The sequence below is a fragment of the Pseudomonas sp. NPDC087342 genome (assembly GCF_044744265.1).
Classification (GTDB): domain Bacteria; phylum Pseudomonadota; class Gammaproteobacteria; order Pseudomonadales; family Pseudomonadaceae; genus Aquipseudomonas; species Aquipseudomonas nunensis.
On record NZ_JBIUXZ010000023.1, the window covers coordinates 1 to 15000 of the forward strand.

The 15000-nt window shown below is 58.6% G+C and carries 15 protein-coding genes and 1 pseudogene; 5 read left to right on the top strand and 11 right to left on the bottom strand.

The window, feature by feature from the left end; all coding sequences use genetic code 11:
- Positions 1–793: phosphoenolpyruvate carboxykinase (ATP) (locus ACIOYV_RS27315; protein ID WP_401328718.1), on the top strand; the 793-nt coding region annotated here is incomplete at its 5' end.
- A gap of 193 nt (positions 794–986) precedes the next feature.
- Here the strand turns inward: ACIOYV_RS27315 and ACIOYV_RS27320 are convergent.
- From ACIOYV_RS27320 to ACIOYV_RS27350, 7 genes and pseudogenes are all read right to left on the bottom strand, one after another.
- Positions 987–1841, bottom strand: a complete 855-nt coding sequence (locus ACIOYV_RS27320) for an EamA family transporter (RefSeq protein ID WP_401328884.1) — start codon at positions 1839–1841, stop codon at positions 987–989.
- Positions 1842–2048: 207 nt separating this feature from the next.
- A complete protein-coding gene (locus tag ACIOYV_RS27325; protein ID WP_401328721.1) occupies positions 2049–3320 on the bottom strand; it encodes a type II toxin-antitoxin system HipA family toxin in 1272 nt (423 codons plus the stop codon).
- A gap of 2 nt (positions 3321–3322) precedes the next feature.
- On the bottom strand, positions 3323–3811 hold the full coding sequence (locus tag ACIOYV_RS27330; protein ID WP_401328723.1) for a helix-turn-helix domain-containing protein: 489 nt from the start codon (positions 3809–3811) through the stop codon (positions 3323–3325).
- A gap of 180 nt (positions 3812–3991) precedes the next feature.
- On the bottom strand, positions 3992–4357 hold the full coding sequence (locus ACIOYV_RS27335; protein WP_401328887.1) for a DUF1493 family protein: 366 nt from the start codon (positions 4355–4357) through the stop codon (positions 3992–3994).
- Positions 4358–4666: 309 nt separating this feature from the next.
- Positions 4667–4963 carry a hypothetical protein gene (locus ACIOYV_RS27340; RefSeq protein ID WP_401328725.1) on the bottom strand — a complete coding sequence of 99 codons (297 nt, stop codon included), beginning with the start codon at positions 4961–4963 and terminating at the stop codon, positions 4667–4669.
- Positions 4964–5134: 171 nt separating this feature from the next.
- A pseudogene (locus ACIOYV_RS27345) lies at positions 5135–5230 on the bottom strand (hypothetical protein); the annotation flags it as partial.
- Between the two features lie 136 nt (positions 5231–5366).
- Positions 5367–5672: a hypothetical protein gene (locus ACIOYV_RS27350; protein WP_401328728.1), complete on the bottom strand. Its 306-nt coding sequence runs from the start codon at positions 5670–5672 to the stop codon at positions 5367–5369.
- A gap of 297 nt (positions 5673–5969) precedes the next feature.
- Here ACIOYV_RS27350 and ACIOYV_RS27355 point away from each other — a divergent pair, with 297 nt between their 5' ends.
- Positions 5970–6473, top strand: a complete 504-nt coding sequence (locus ACIOYV_RS27355; RefSeq protein WP_401328731.1) for a polysaccharide deacetylase — start codon at positions 5970–5972, stop codon at positions 6471–6473.
- On the opposite strand, the gene ACIOYV_RS27360 is transcribed toward ACIOYV_RS27355, so the two are convergent.
- Positions 6474–6599, bottom strand: a complete 126-nt coding sequence (locus tag ACIOYV_RS27360; RefSeq protein ID WP_256207504.1) for a hypothetical protein — start codon at positions 6597–6599, stop codon at positions 6474–6476.
- A gap of 266 nt (positions 6600–6865) precedes the next feature.
- Between ACIOYV_RS27360 and ACIOYV_RS27365 the strand changes: the two genes are divergently transcribed.
- From ACIOYV_RS27365 to ACIOYV_RS27375, 3 genes are all read left to right on the top strand, one after another.
- Positions 6866–8800 (top strand): ATP-dependent DNA helicase RecQ, encoded by a 1935-nt coding sequence (locus ACIOYV_RS27365; protein WP_401328734.1) that lies wholly within the window; start codon positions 6866–6868, stop codon positions 8798–8800.
- Positions 8801–9033: 233 nt separating this feature from the next.
- Positions 9034–10260, top strand: coding sequence for a 3-hydroxyacyl-CoA dehydrogenase NAD-binding domain-containing protein (locus ACIOYV_RS27370; protein ID WP_401328737.1), 1227 nt, complete (start codon positions 9034–9036; stop codon positions 10258–10260).
- 146 nt (positions 10261–10406) lie between these two features.
- A complete protein-coding gene (locus tag ACIOYV_RS27375; RefSeq protein WP_401328740.1) occupies positions 10407–10838 on the top strand; it encodes an acyl-CoA thioesterase in 432 nt (143 codons plus the stop codon).
- Between the two features lie 113 nt (positions 10839–10951).
- On the opposite strand, the gene ACIOYV_RS27380 is transcribed toward ACIOYV_RS27375, so the two are convergent.
- The 3 genes from ACIOYV_RS27380 to fdhD all read right to left on the bottom strand — a co-directional run bounded on the left by ACIOYV_RS27380 (position 10952) and on the right by fdhD (position 14980).
- Positions 10952–11437 (bottom strand): glycine zipper domain-containing protein, encoded by a 486-nt coding sequence (locus ACIOYV_RS27380; RefSeq protein WP_054047746.1) that lies wholly within the window; start codon positions 11435–11437, stop codon positions 10952–10954.
- A 358-nt stretch (positions 11438–11795) separates the two neighbouring features.
- The gene (locus ACIOYV_RS27385) at positions 11796–14144 is read right to left on the bottom strand and encodes an FdhF/YdeP family oxidoreductase (RefSeq protein ID WP_290026696.1); all 2349 of its coding nucleotides are present in this window, start codon (positions 14142–14144) and stop codon (positions 11796–11798) included.
- Positions 14141–14980: a formate dehydrogenase accessory sulfurtransferase FdhD gene (fdhD, locus tag ACIOYV_RS27390; RefSeq protein WP_401328745.1), complete on the bottom strand. Its 840-nt coding sequence runs from the start codon at positions 14978–14980 to the stop codon at positions 14141–14143. Before fdhD ends, ACIOYV_RS27385 begins: the two co-directional genes overlap by 4 nt.
- Positions 14981–15000: the final 20 nt, after the last annotated feature.

Genomic DNA, 15000 nt, shown 5'->3' on the forward strand with positions numbered 1-15000 from the left:
CTTCAACATCGAAGTCGGATGCTACGCCAAGTGCATCGACCTGTCCGAGAAGAACGAGCAGGTCATCTGGAAAGCCATCAAGCACGGCGCTGTGCTGGAAAACGTCGTCATCGACGACGCCAAGCACGCCGACTACGCCGATGTCAGCCTGACCCAGAACAGCCGCGCCGCCTACCCGCTGGAGCACGTTGCCAAGCGCTCCGAGAAGAACCTCGGTGGCGAGCCAAACGCTGTGATCTTCCTGACCTGCGACCTGACCGGCGTCCTGCCGCCAGTCTCGATCCTCAGCGAAGAACAAGCGGCTTACCACTTCCTGTCCGGCTACACCGCACTGGTGGGCTCGACCGAAATGGGTTCCGGCAGCGGCATCAAATCGACCTTCTCCACCTGCTTCGGCGCACCGTTTTTCCCGCGCCCGGCTGGCGAATACGCAGAACTGCTGATCAAGCGCATCCGCGGCTTCGGCTCCAAGGTTTACCTGGTTAACACCGGTTGGACCGGCGGCGGCTACGGCGTCGGCAAACGCTTCAACATCCCGACCACTCGTGGCGTGATTGCAGCGATCCAGAGCGGTGCGTTGATTGGTGTTGAAACCGAGCACCTGGACACCATCAACCTGGACGTGCCGTTGGCTGTTCCTGGTGTCGAGACTGGCCTGTTGAACCCGCGTAATACCTGGGCTGACAAGGCTGCCTACGACGAAGCTGCCAAGGCGTTGGCCGGGTTGTTTGTTGAGAACTTCAAGAAGTTTGAAGTGAGCGACGCGATCAAGGCTGCTGGGCCTAAGCTGTAAAGGCTTGGTCTGACGCAGTTAAAGAGCCGCCCTTAGGGGCGGCTTTTTTGTGGGCGCTGTTTGGTCCTGAAAGTTATGAAGTTCCCTTGTGGGAGCGGGCTTGCTCGCGAAAGCGGTCATTCATTCAACATTGATGCTGACGGCTCCACCGCTTTCGCGAGCAAGCCCGCTCCCACAGGAATTGGCGTGCATTTCAGGTTTTCAGATGCAGAACTAATGCGCCAACCAAGACCAAAACAACGCCCAGCACTTGTACCTTGGCCAATCGCTCCTTGAAAAACACATAGCCAAAAATCGCCGCAATACCACCCGACAATGTGCTGATCACGGTCACAACCGAAACTGATCCGGCTACCGCACCCCAGGCGAATGACGAAAAGCCACCCAGGTTCATCAGGCTCGCACCCGTCAGCGTCATGCAGTTTTTCAGGGGCGGGATTTTCAAGCCGTCCTTTATTTTGATCACGATGAGCACCAGCACGATCAGCCCAACCAGATAAGCGAGCCAGAGCATCGTCACCGGCCCAAGAACAGGAAGGACGAAGTGTCCTTGCAACCAAAAACTGGTGCCATAGAACACTGCCGCCAACAAGGCATAGACAATCGAACTGCTGGCTTGTGTGGTGTGTGGGATCTTCGGGTCAGAGTGAATGCTGGAAAGAATCACCCCGAGCACGCACAGGCCAATGCATAGCAGCTGAATCAAGCTGATCTGCTCACCGCCAGCCCAGGACAGTAACGTCGTCACCACGCCGTAGGACGTCACCAGCGGCGCGACTATGGAGGCTTTGCCGAGGGCGAAGGCTTTGGACAGGGCCAGGGCACCGGACACGGTCAGGATGGCGGCGGCGATGCCGATCAGCCAGACGTTGAGTGGTGCAGCCATGGATTTGAAGATGAAACTGGGAACGGCGATCAGCAACAGGCTCATGATCGTGAAGCCCAGTGCCTGGCCAAAATAAACAGCCCGTTTGACGCCGACTGCGCGGGCATTCAGGCCCACGAGAAAATCCGTACCACCCCAGAGCAGGGCGGCGAGTAAACCCATCAGTACGTCCACGCTATGTCCTTATAGGTGTTCGCTGCGCACGTTCAGAGGCTTTCCAGCTCCTGAGTGTTCCAGCGGTAGAGCATGCGATAGTCAACGGGACTTTGTCGCCGCGACCCTTGGCCCTGCGTTTGAGGAACACATCGTAGCCTTCGGGTTGGAAGTAGCGATAGGTATCTTGTTCGATGATAAGAGGAGGGCTCTCAGCTATTTTCCTGATAGCCGAAACGCTGAAGCCATGTTGTCTTGCTCCCGTTTCGACAGCCCCGCAGCACTGGCCACTTTTGGCCACTGGTTCACCACCTCTTGGAAACGCTCAATAATCTCTTCTGCATCATCCCTGCTAACACGGAAGATTTCGGCGACTTCGCGAGCGAGTTCGAGATCCAGCGCATTGTCGGCATCGGTAATGTTGAGCTTCAATCCATCGGCATGTGCAACCGGATTCATGTCGTAGGCATCAGACAGGCGCCACCCACGACCCGGATCAAGAAGAAAGCCATGGTTGCGCATGTGATCGTCGGTATTTGAAACCAAGATGTTGAACACAATCCGTGACCACAATTCGCGGAGATCTTCGTCGGGCTCTGAACCGTGCTGCACGAGTACTTCTGCCAACTCAAGGTAGCTGGCGCCTACTGACGCATCATCACCGTCTACGCGGTCGGTCATGGTCATGGCTGAGGCGAAATGCAGTCGCCCTCCCGTTGCAGTGCGGTCGAAGCGTTTGACCATGAAGCAGTAATGGTCACTCGCATAGCGCTGCGCCATCCCCGTAGCCACGCGCAGACCACATTGCTTCGCCATGGCGTTCACCACGAATTCCCATCCGCCGACGTCGTAGTCGTCGCGAGTGCTCGGGAACTTGGCGATCCACAGATGACCTTTCTTGTCAGCAACGCTGGCCTTGGGTCTGGCGCCGCCCAGTGAGCCACCGGGTGCAATCAACATTCTCAACCACTCGCGCCCATCGAGCGAGGTGTTGTCTGGATCGTTTTCCAGCGCGAGACTTGCCTGTTCCAGCTCCCGTAACTTGATAAAGGGCGGCGCTGCCAACCCATCTCGATCGTCCAGAAAACTACCTTCATCATTCAACTTGTAGCGGATAGCACCGACTCGATAGAGGTCGTGAACGCCTAGAAGGTAATCCGACTCGTAGAGATTTGTGCCCTTCGGGACAAGTCCTTCGCGGATGTCCCGTTCCAAGCGGCGTTTCATTAGTAACTGGCCCCAGCGATCCGGGCTTGAGTCGGCAAAAGCGCCGAAGCGAGTCTGGTGCTGGCCAGGGAATTGCCGTCCTTCGAAGAGCCCGATGCGGGGATCCAGCGTCGTGAAGTTCAATTCGGGATCGGCCAAAGCGGTAGGGTCGTATTCAAATTCGAACACGTTGTTGGAGCGAGCTTTTCGGGCATGGAGAAACCCAAGCCGCCTTGGTCCGTTCAGGGTTTCCCAATCGGCATACACCGCGATCAGTGTCATTTTCAATCCGTCCCGGGTTTGGTTTTCTTCGTGGTGAACAACTTGGAAAACGAGTGAGTGTTCAACGGGAAATCAACCTCAATATCCGAATCGGAAATGGGGCTTTCCGATGCTTCCTCCGTCCTGTCTCGAATCGGTGACGACGCCTTCGCGGCGGTCGCTTTGCGTACTCGCTGGCGTTTACTGGCTGCTGCGTTCGCTTGTGGAGTTAAGCGCGCGTCTTGCAGCTGGCGTCCCAACTCATCGGTTGCTGCGAGCTTACTCAAGTCTTTCTCCAGGCCCAGAACCTGCATCACAGACATATAGGCGCCCATCGTCACGCCTGAAGCGCCGGACTCCAGAGAGCGAAGCGTTGTCAGCGACATGCCAGCCCTTTCAGCGACTTGCTTCGCGGTCAGCCTGCGACGCAGTCGAGCGAGTTTCAGGCGTTCACCAAACTCCGCGAGCAGTCTGGATGCGGATGGCATGAGAGGCGCTGTTTTCTTAGCCATGTGCCATTATTCCTTCATTATTTGGCTTTAACTGCCAGAATAATAGCACTTATGTAGTGATTTGCAGGGTGTTGCAAGGCACGGCCTTCGGTACCGCCGCAAACGGTCTAGGCCGGAATTAATTTTTATAACTGCCATTATTCCAGCCGAATAGCTGCTAAACAGCCAGAATAATGCCATTTATGTATTTCGCTGGAGAGATTCCAGAGCTTGCGTATCCCACTGTTGCACCTTGACCGCTTGGTAAAGCATGCCGATGGTCAGCGGGACTTTGTCACCTCGACCCTTCGCCCGGCGCTTGAGATGCACATCGAACCCTTCGGGCTGGAAGTAGCGGTAGGCGTCGTAGTCGATGAAGTCGATTCCAAACTGTTCTTCCAGCGCCTCCATCAGTTGTCGCGCATCGGCGCCGTCGCAGCCGAGGTCGAAGTTGATTGAGGTTGCGAGGCTGATGGTTTTGCGTTCGGGCAGGCCGAGCTCTTCGTGCAGCAGCTGCATGAGCAGATGCATGGCGTGGTCGTCGGGGAAGTTGGGGGCGAGGTTCATGGTGCGTGTTCCGTCAGGGGCAGTTCGATGAGGTGGATTAAGCCTGATTTCGCGGCGTGTTGGATGTTGATCAACACAGCGAACCTGATATTCGCGGGAAGGCTGGCGCGCACTGCGTAGGATTTCGTTCATTTGTTGCACGCTTTCCATTAGGTCATCAAAAAACTGGCTCATGGTTATGCTCAGGTTTTGATCGTTTCTACGCTCTGTGTGGGAATGCAGCCGGGACGCTCTGCGTCCCAAGAGCCGAACGCGGAGCGTCCGTTGAGGCATTCCCACGCGGAGCGTGGGAACAATCTTCGCTCGATGTCAGGTGGGTGCTTTCCAACCCATCATGCGTTGCTGGGCGACTTTCAATAGGTCGCAGCCGTCCTGGTTTAGCAGGTAGAGCGCGTGAGTGATGTGCGGGATGTCTTCTACGTCGCCGTGTTTGAAGCAGGTGCAGTGCAGGGTTTTGAGGAGGTCGCTGGAGGCTCGGATTCGCTGGAGGGCGGCTTCGAGGATGTCCTGGGGGTTGGCTTCTGTGTCGATGATCAGTGGCGGGGAATCGGTGAGGTTGGTTTGTAGTGGGCGGTAGCGATCAAACAACGAATTTAATGATGTCACTGAGGAACACCTCTATTGAGTGGGAAATATGCGTCCTCTCTTTCGGGTGACCAAGCCCGAGTCGCTGATTTGGCAGCGACACTCCGACTATAGGTTTGAGCCGCGGGGCGGCGATAGGCGATAAGGAGTCCTCATTTGTAGGAACGGGATGAAGCTTGGATAGGGCGTTGCCTACAGCTTTTTCCCCTGTCGCAATTTCTCCCGTTTGATTGCAATCATGCGCCTGACTTCTTCATCTGGAATGCTCTGGCGCGGGTCGTCAATGCTGGCTTGTACCTGAGCTCTGAACCAAGCGTCGTAGGCTTATTTTTTCGAGCCGTTGATGTTGATGATGTTGGGCATCGGGCATTTTTGTTTTCATCAGGTACACCGGGTTTTCGTTCTTCGCGGGCAAGCCTCGCTCCTACACGGGGCCGGATTCTGTAGTGGTTTTCGGCAAGCGCTGCCGGGCAACTTCCAGGAGTTCGTTGCCGTCCTGTGTAAGCAAGTACAGGGCGTTGATTATGTTTGGGATGTCGCTCGGGTCGGCCTCTTTGAAGCTCTGGCAATAAAGCGTCTCAAGCAAATCGCTGGCGGCCCGGATGCGTTGGCGGGCGGCGTCGAGGATTTCGTATGGATCGGCTTCGGTGTCGATGACCAGCACGGGGGTGTCGCTGTAACTGGACTTGAGTGGGTGAAAGCGATTTGTCAGCGTGCAAGGTGTGTCCATCGAGGTTTCTCCTGTGTGAAATCACGGCAGGCCGAGACACCGTTTCAGCCGCGCCGCAGACTATAGAAGGGCCTGGAACGGCGCGGCAATATGGCCACGATGGACAGGATTCGTAGGGGTTTTACCCGTGTTTTCGGACCCGGCCTACGCATTCCCCGAGGTTTTTGACCGTAAAACCCTTACCAGTAAAATTTCCCACGGGTTTGTCAGGCATTACGCGGTGAACCTCTGTAAGGTGCGCGCCAGAATCTGTAGGGCGTTTCCAAACGTCTGACCAACGCTTAAAAGGAATTAGGTATGCAATGGCTACGTATGGCCTCGATTTTGTTGTTGTGGGCAGGTGTTTGTCGTTTGTCTGGCGCCACCGACGTGGCCGGTTCGATGGTTCAGGACAATATGGATCGCACCGGTTGGCCGGATGCGCTTACCAGCCAGGCTGACGTCGATACTGCGTCCCGTGCCGAAGTGCTGATGGTCGGCAAGGCGTTGCTGGACAGCGAAGCGCTGGATGAACCCGGCCTGAAACAACGCTTGGGCGTGCACGCGGTGAAGCTCAAGTCGGTACGACAAGTGCGTGACGGGTTGTGGGATCGGTTGCTGACCACCTACCGCAATGCCAGCCAGAACTGTGATGGCCAACCCTTCTGCCCGCGTGTGCGCAGCGTCGCTGATTTACGTCAGTTGGCGGCGGCGTTCACGGGCGAAATCAGCCCGGCCTATGCTGCGTGGGCCAGCAAGAGCCGGGTGTTTCATGAGCAGGCATTGAATGAGCAACTTCGGGTGGCGGTGCTGGTGCCGTAGTCAGCTGGCGATGTCTGGCTGGGCAGTGGAATGCGCCGCAAGCAGCGGCGGTTCGTCAGGGAATTTGCCGCATCCGCTCAGCAGCAGCGATGCAAGAACCAGGGCGAAAATCGAAGTGTGGGGCATGCTCGTTCCTTCGTGAGAAATCCGCGCCCATCAGGCGTCCTGCCGTGATGTGAAATACGCGAATAGTGGTTTTGAGGAGGTGAACCTTACCTCCTGATCGAGCGGCTCGGTGAGCAAGAATGTGTTTCGTTTGTTTCATCCTGTGGCAAAGAAGCTGGGTGGCAAGGCTGTATCATCCCGTATCGTTTTGGTCCCGACCTTTTCTCGACTCGCTGCAATCGCCGGCTAGGCTTTTGGCATCGCAGCAGTCAACGGAGTGACAGCTTATGCACAACACCCTGGAACAGGTTTTCGGTTATCCACAGTTTCGGCCCGGCCAGGAGGCGGCGGTCAGCGCGGTGTTGGCCGGGCGTTCGGCGGCGGCGATTTTCCCCACCGGCTCGGGCAAGTCCCTGTGTTATCAATTGCCGGCGCTGTTGCTGCCGCACCTGACGTTGGTGGTGTCGCCACTGCTGGCGCTGATGCAGGATCAGTTGGCGTTCCTGCAACGGCACGGCATTTCGGCGGGCAGTATCGATTCGGCACAGAGCCGCGATGACGCGAGTGACGTGATGGCCCGCGCCAAATCCGGCGAATTGAAGATCTTGATGATTTCCGTGGAGCGCCTGAAGAACGAGCGCTTTCGCAATTTCTTGCAGCAAGTGCCGATCTCGCTGCTGGTGGTGGACGAGGCGCACTGCATCTCGGAGTGGGGCCACAACTTCCGCCCCGATTACCTCAAGCTCCCGGATTACCAGCGCCAGTTCAACATCCCTCAAGCGCTGCTGCTGACCGCCACGGCGACGCCGAAAGTGATCGCGGACATGGAAGCGAAATTCGCCATCGCCCCAGAAGACGTGGTGACCACCGGTTTCTATCGGCCCAACCTCAATCTGCTGGTGGAGCCGGTGCGCGGTCAGGACAAGCGCCGACGCCTTGTCGAGTGGATGAGCCAGCGCCCGAACCAGCCGAGCATCGTCTACGTCACCCTGCAGAAAACCGCCGAGCACATCGCTGAGCATCTTGGCCGTAACGGCATCCAGGCCGAGGCTTATCACGCCGGTTTGCCCCACGAACAACGTGAGGCGATTCAGAAGCGCTTCATGGGCGGCCAGTCCAATTGCATCGTCGCGACCATCGCTTTCGGCATGGGCATCGATAAAAGCGACATCCGTAACGTTGTGCATTTCGACCTGCCCAAATCCATCGAAAACTACAGCCAGGAAATCGGCCGCGCCGGGCGTGACGGGGAGCCTTCCGACTGCCTGGTATTGGCGAACCGCGACAGCCTCAACGTGCTGGAAAACTTCGTTTACGGCGACACGCCGGAACTGGACGGCATCCGCTGTGTGCTCGACGAACTGCAAGCCGCCGCACCAGAAGGGCAGTGGGAGTTTCTGCTGGGACCGTTGGCGGATCAGAGCAATATTCGTCAGCTGCCGCTCAAGACCTTGCTGGTGCAATTGGAACTGCGCGGGATCATCGCGCCGCGTTATGCCTATTACGCCGAATACCGCTTCAAATACTTGCAGGAGCCCGAAGCGTTGCTCGCCCGTTTCGAGGGTGAGCGCAAGGACTTCGTCGCGGCGATCATCCAGACCTCCAGCCGCGCACGCACTTGGGCTACGGTGAATTTCGATGCACTGTACGAGCAGCATTCGGCCGAGCGTAATCGGGTGGTCAAGGCGCTGGATTACTTCCAGGAGAAGGGCTGGGTGGAGCTTGAAAGCAAGCAGATGACCGAGGTCTATAGCCTGCTGCAAACCGGTTTTGATGCCCAGGCTTTGAGCGAAGAATTGCACGCCTATTTCACTCGCCATGAACAAACCGAGATCGCGCGGATTCACGCCATGCTCGATCTGTTCGCCACGGATCATTGCCTGGGTTATCGCCTGGCCGAATATTTCGGCGACGAAAACGCGCCTCGGCAATGCGGGCATTGTTCAGTCTGTCACGGAGATGTGGCGCGACTGCCTGCGCCGCCAGAGTTGCCGGCGCTTGTGGATAAAAACTTCGAAGCGATGTGCGGTGATTTTATCCACAGGCATGAACAGTACACCGGGCATGTCCCGTCGGCGGAGCGAGTGACGCGGTTTTTGTGCGGGATCAGTGTGCCGTTGTTTACCAAGCTCAAGGCGCGGGCGATTCAGGGGTTTGGGGGGCTGGAGGATTATCCGTATGCCGAAGTGCGGACGTGGGCTGAAGACCATCTCACAGGTTGAATGGTTGTCCCCTGTGGGAGCGAGCCTGCTCGCGAAGGCGTAGTGTCATTCGATATGGATGTTGGCTGATCGACCGCTTTCGCGAGCAAGCCCGCTCCCACAAGGGAATTCGCGGTGATCTTGCGGGCTGCATCCATCCCCTGAATGTCCCCCATCACAGGAATAAATTTCAAAAACCTGTGGCGGCTGACTATGGTGAAGGCTGTCTTTGGATCGCCAACAAGAGAACAACAATGAGCCAGACGCCGTTCAATATTCAGCGCGCCGCCGTAATCGGGGCGGGCACCATGGGTCGTGGGATTGTCATGTGCCTGGCCAACGCCGGGGTGCCGGTGCAATGGGTCGATAACAATCCGCAGATGCTTGAACAGGCATTGGCCGCAGTCGCCGAAACTTACGCCCACAACGTGCGCCAGGGCCGGATCGATCGGGCCGAGGCAGACGCTCGCCTGGCGCGCGTGACCAGCGCAGCCGATTACGCGGCGATCCGCGAAGTTGATCTGGTGATCGAAGCGGTTTACGAAAACCTCGAACTGAAGCAGAAAATCTTCCGCGAGCTCGACGGCTTGCTCAAACCCGAAGCGATTCTGGCCAGCAACACTTCGGCGCTGGATATCGACGCGATTGCCGCCGCCACTCGCCGCCCAAAACAGGTCCTGGGCCTGCACTTCTTCAGCCCGGCGCACATCATGAAACTGCTGGAAATCGTCCGTGGCGCGCAAACCGCTCCGGCAGTCCTTGATGCAGCGATGGATCTGGGCAAACGCATGGGCAAGGTCAGCGTGGTGGCGGGCAACTGCCACGGTTTTATCGGTAATCGCATGCTCAATACCTACGTGCTTGAGGCGCGCAAGATGCTGCTTGAAGGGGCTTTCCCGTATCAGGTGGATGCCGCGCTGCAAGGGTTCGGTTTCGCCATGGGGCCGTTTCGCATGTATGACGTGGTCGGCATCGACCTGGGATGGCGTGCTCGCGAACTGGCTGGCTCAGGCCAGGATGCGCCGGAAGTCCAGGTCGACAATCGGCTGTGCGAACTCGGGCGGTTCGGTCAGAAGAGTGGCGACGGTTACTACCACTATGAGCCGGGCAGTCGGCAGGCTGAGCACGATGTAGAGGTCGATGCGCTAGTGCTGGAGGTCAGCGAAGGTTTGGGCTTCCAGCGGCGCGAGATCAGCCCTGAGGAGATTCTGGAGCGCTGTTTGCTGGCATTGGTCAACGAAGGGGCGAAGATCCTTGAGGAGGGCATTGCCGGGTCGGCCCATGACATTGATCTGGTTTACCTCAACGGCTATGGCTTCCCGGCGGACAAGGGCGGGCCGATGGCCTGGGCGGATCAGCAGGGATTGGCGGATATTCATCAGCGGTTGCTGGCGCTGGAGACCCGGCAAGGGGATCAGTGGAAGCCGGCGCGGTTGATCGGGGAGTTGGCGGCGGTTGGGAAGGGGTTTGCTGACAAGTGAGTGATGCGGCGCCTGTGAGGACGCCTTCGCGAGCAGGCTCGCTCCCACAGGAGGAATGCGATTCCCTGTGGGAGCGAGCCTGCTCGCGAAAAACGATAACGCGGTTTTCGCTTTAGACTGGCCACCCAACCCAGGAACCCAGACCAATGTCCAACCCGATGCCCCAACGCACCGATTACCCGCACTTCCAACCCATCACCACGCGCTGGCACGACAACGATGCCTACGGTCACGTCAACAACGTCACCTACTACAGCTTTTTCGACACGGCGGTGAATACCTACCTGATCGAAGTCGGCGGGCTGGATATTCATGACGGTGAAGTCGTGGGTTTTGTGGTGAGTTCGGCGTGTGACTACTTTGCGTCGATCGCTTTCCCGGATCGCATCGAGATTGGCCTGCGGGTCGGCAAGTTGGGCAATAGTTCGGTGCAATACGAACTGGCGGTGTTCAAGCACGGCGACGATGAAGCCTGTGCGGCTGGGCGCTTCGTGCATGTGTTTGTGGATCGGGCGTCCAATGAACCGGTGTCGATACCTGCCGGGTTGCGCGCGGCACTGGAGCGGCTGGTGCTCTGAAACGAAAAAATCGCAGCCTCCGGCAGCTCCTGCAGGGATTTATATACACCCGTAGGAACTGTCGAAGGCTGCGATCTTTTGAACTGCTTGCTGAGTTAATCAGCAATCAGCAATCAACGATGACGATAGTTGTGATGCTTGCGGTGACCGTAGGCATGGCCGCGGTGACGGCGATCATCGCGGTAGTAGCGACGATCATCACGGCCGCCGCGATAGGAACGACGATCGTCATCCTCATCGCTCTTGTTGCCCATGTAGTTGCCCAGTGCGCCACCGGCGCCGCCGCCGGCTGCCGAGCCGATCAGGCTGCCGGTGCTGCCGCCCAGGCTGCGACCGACTACGTTACCGCCTGCCGCGCCCAGCGCACCGCCAATGGCGGCTTCGCCACGGCTGCGTTTGTCTGCGCCAACTGCGCTACCACCCGCGCCGCCCAGGGCCGCGCCGATGGTGGAACCTGTATTGCCGCCAAGTGACTGACCGACGACCGAGCCCAAAACCCCGCCCAATGCGCCGCCCACACCTGCTTCGGTGGTGCCTCCGGCAGAAGCAAAGCCACTGGCCAGGCTAAGGGACAACAAGAGAATCGAGGAGAACTTCATAGAGGAACCTCAAGGGGATGACGGCGCGATCCTGAGGCTGTGTCCTGATTGTGACAATCGAAATCCGACGAGTAACACGACTTGTACACAATTCTATAAGTTACTGTTTTTTGGGCGGAACTTAAGGCTTTTTTGCCGGTCTTTAGCTACTTCAGACAGGCCGTTTCTATACAGAAACGGCCTTTTTTGTGGGCGATTGGAAAGTGTTCGAAGGGTGCTGATATCTGCATTTCAAAGTTCGGGCGCCTTCGCGGGCAAGCCTCGCTCCTACAGGGTAACGTCGTTCACATCACTCGTGAACGACTCTAAACCTGTAGGAGCGAGGCTTGCCCGCGAAGAGGCCGGACCTGCTGTCGTGTTACGCCGACTTGGCCAAAATCAAACCTGTCTCGCTGGCCATTTCCAACCGGATCGCCACAAACTTCGACGTCGGCGTATGGCTGCCATCCCCGGTGCTTTCCAGCGGCACCAGCGGGTTCACTTCCGGGTAATACGCCGCAGCCTGCCCGGCAGGAATATCAAACGCCAGCAACGTAAAACCCTTGACCCGACGCACACGGCCATCATCCCAGATCGAAACGATGTCCGCCTTCTGACCTGGCTTAAAGCCCAGGCGAATGATGTCCGCCTCGTTGACGAACAACACATCCCGCTGACCCTTGACCCCGCGATAACGGTCGTCCAGACCATAAATCGTGGTGTTGTACTGATCGTGGGAGCGCAACGATTGCATGATCAGGTCTGGCAACACGCCCGTAGCGCGGGTGCGTTCGTGCACCAGATCTTTCGGCAGGGCGTTCGGCCGGAAATTGGCCCGGCCCGACGGCGTGTTCCACTTGCGCGCGCCGGCGCTGTTGCCGAGGTAGAAACCGCCCGGGTGTTTGACCCGCTCGTTGAAGTCGCGGAAGCCCGGAATGGTGTCGGCGATCAGGTCGCGGATGCGGTCGTAATCGGCCACCAGCCAGTTCCAGTCCACCGGTTTGCTGCCCAGGGTCGCGGCGGCGATGCCGGCGATGATGGCCGGCTCCGAACGCATCTGGTTTGACAGTGCCTGCAACTGGCCGTTGGAGGCGTGAACCATGCTGAACGAGTCTTCGACCGTCACCGCTTGCGGGCCTTCGGTCTGGATATCGATGTCGGTACGGCCCAGGCACGGCAGGATCAGCGCTTCTTTACCGTGGGCCAGATGGCTACGGTTGAGCTTGGTGCTGATCTGCACGGTCAGGTCGCAATTGCTCAGGGCCTGGAAAGTGCGCGGGCTGTCCGGGGTGGCTTGTGCGAAGTTGCCGCCCAGGCCGATAAAGACTTTGGCGCGACCCTCGGCCATGGCGTGAATCGCCTCGACCACGTTATGGCCGTTTTCACGCGGCACCTTGAACTGGAAGCGGCGTTCCAGTGAATCGAGGAACGCCACCGGCGGACGCTCGTTGATGCCCATCGTGCGGTCGCCCTGCACGTTACTGTGGCCACGCACCGGGCACAGACCGGCGCCCGGCCGGCCAATGTTGCCGCGCAGCAGCATCAGGTTGGCGATTTCCTGGATGGTCGCCACCGAATGGCGATGCTGGGTGATGCCCATCGCCCAGCACATGATCACGTTCTTGCCTTTGACGTACATCCGCGCCGCTCGCTCGATTTCCACCAGAGGCAGGCCGGATTGCTCGACGATCTGCTCCCACGAGGTGTCGTCGACGATGCCGAGGTACTCCAGCACGTTGGCACTGTGTTCATTCAGGAAGTCGTGGTCGAACACCGCAGGTTCACCGGCCTTCTGCGCATCGCGTTCCCATTGCAGCAGGAATTTCGCCATGCCACGCATGATCGCCATGTCGCCGCCCAATGCCGGACGGAAGTACGCGGTGTTGGTCGGCTTGTCGCCGTTGGTGAGCATTTCGATCGGGTGTTGCGGGTGCTGGAAACGTTCCAGGCCGCGCTCTTTGAGCGGATTGATGCACACCACCTGAGCACCGCGTTTCACTGCTTCGCGCAGCGGTTCAAGCATCCGTGGGTGGTTGGTGCCGGGGTTCTGGCCCCAGACGAAAATCGCATCCGCGTGTTCGAAGTCGTCGAAGGTCACGGTGCCTTTGCCGACGCCAACACTTTGCGCCAATGCCACACCGCTGGCCTCGTGGCACATGTTCGAGCAGTCGGGGAAGTTGTTGGTGCCAAAGGCGCGCACGAACAATTGATACAGGTACGCGGCTTCGTTGCTGGCGCGGCCCGAGGTGTAGAACTCGGCCTGGTTAGGGCTCGACAGGCCCTGCAAATGTTTGGCGATCAAGGCGAACGCCGCTTCCCAACTGATCGGCTTGTAGCGATCGGTTTCAGCGTCGTAGCTCAATGGCTCGGTCAAACGGCCCTGGTACTCGAGCCAGTAATCACTTTGCTCCAGCAACGCCGTGACGCTGTGCTTGGCGAAGAACGCACCATCGACGCGCCGTTTGGTCGCTTCCCAGTTCACCGCTTTGGCGCCGTTCTCGCAGAACGCCACCATGCCGGCCTCATTGGAATCGCCCCAAGCGCAACCGGGGCAGTCGAACCCGCCGTTCTTGTTGGTCTTGAGCATCATGCGCAGGTTTTTCAGCGCGTTGTCGCTGGTCAACCAGGCCCGGGCAACGCTGGCCAGCGCGCCCCAACCACCGGCCGGACCTTTGTAAGGCTTGTAACGCGGAACGGGTTTCTGGTCGGCTTGATTGTGTTGACTCACGCTTGATTCTCCAACGCAGGGCTGTAGACCCGCGGCGCACTTTTTTGCGGCAGGTGGATGAGATTGAGGTTGTGACGACGGGCCCATTGCACGGCAAGGCCCGTGGGCGACGACAGGCTGACGAGGGTCTGAATGCCTGCGCGCAGCACTTTCTGGATCAATTCGAGGCTGCAACGGCTGGTGACAATCGCCAGTCCGCCAGCAGTCGGGATGTTCTGGCGGATCAAGCCGCCGATCAGCTTGTCGAGGGCGTTGTGCCGGCCAATGTCTTCGCGACCCAGCAGCAACTCGCCCTGGCCGCTCATGAAAACCGCCGCATGCACTGCGCCGCAATGTTGGCCCAGCGGCTGGAATGCGCCGATGCGCTGGCGCAAACCGTCGAGCCATTCAGCGGGTGGTAGCGGGGCGCCGGGCAATACTTTGAGATCGGGCAAGGCCTGCTCGACCGCTTCCACGCCACAGAGTCCACAACCGCTGGTGCCGGCCAGTTGCCGACGTTGCTGCTTGAGGTTCCAGAAGGCGCGATTGGCGATGGTCACTTGCGCATATTGCGCCGAACCTTCGCCGGTCAATTGCAGGTCATAGATGTCGGTAGCGTCTTCGATGATGCCGCTGCCGAGGCTGAAACCGACGATGAAGTCTTCAAGGTCCGTCGGGGTGACCAGCATCACGGCCTGGCTGATGCCGTTGTACGCGATCGCCAACGCCACTTCCTCGGCAAGCGCGGTGCTGGCCGATTCGGTGTATTGAAGGTCGCTGTAACTGTAGGTCTGGCTGGCGGCGGGCGCGGGCGTTTCGAGTGCGGGCGCCGCGCTTGCAGGGCGCTTGGCGTTCATGACTTCACCGACGGTTTGAT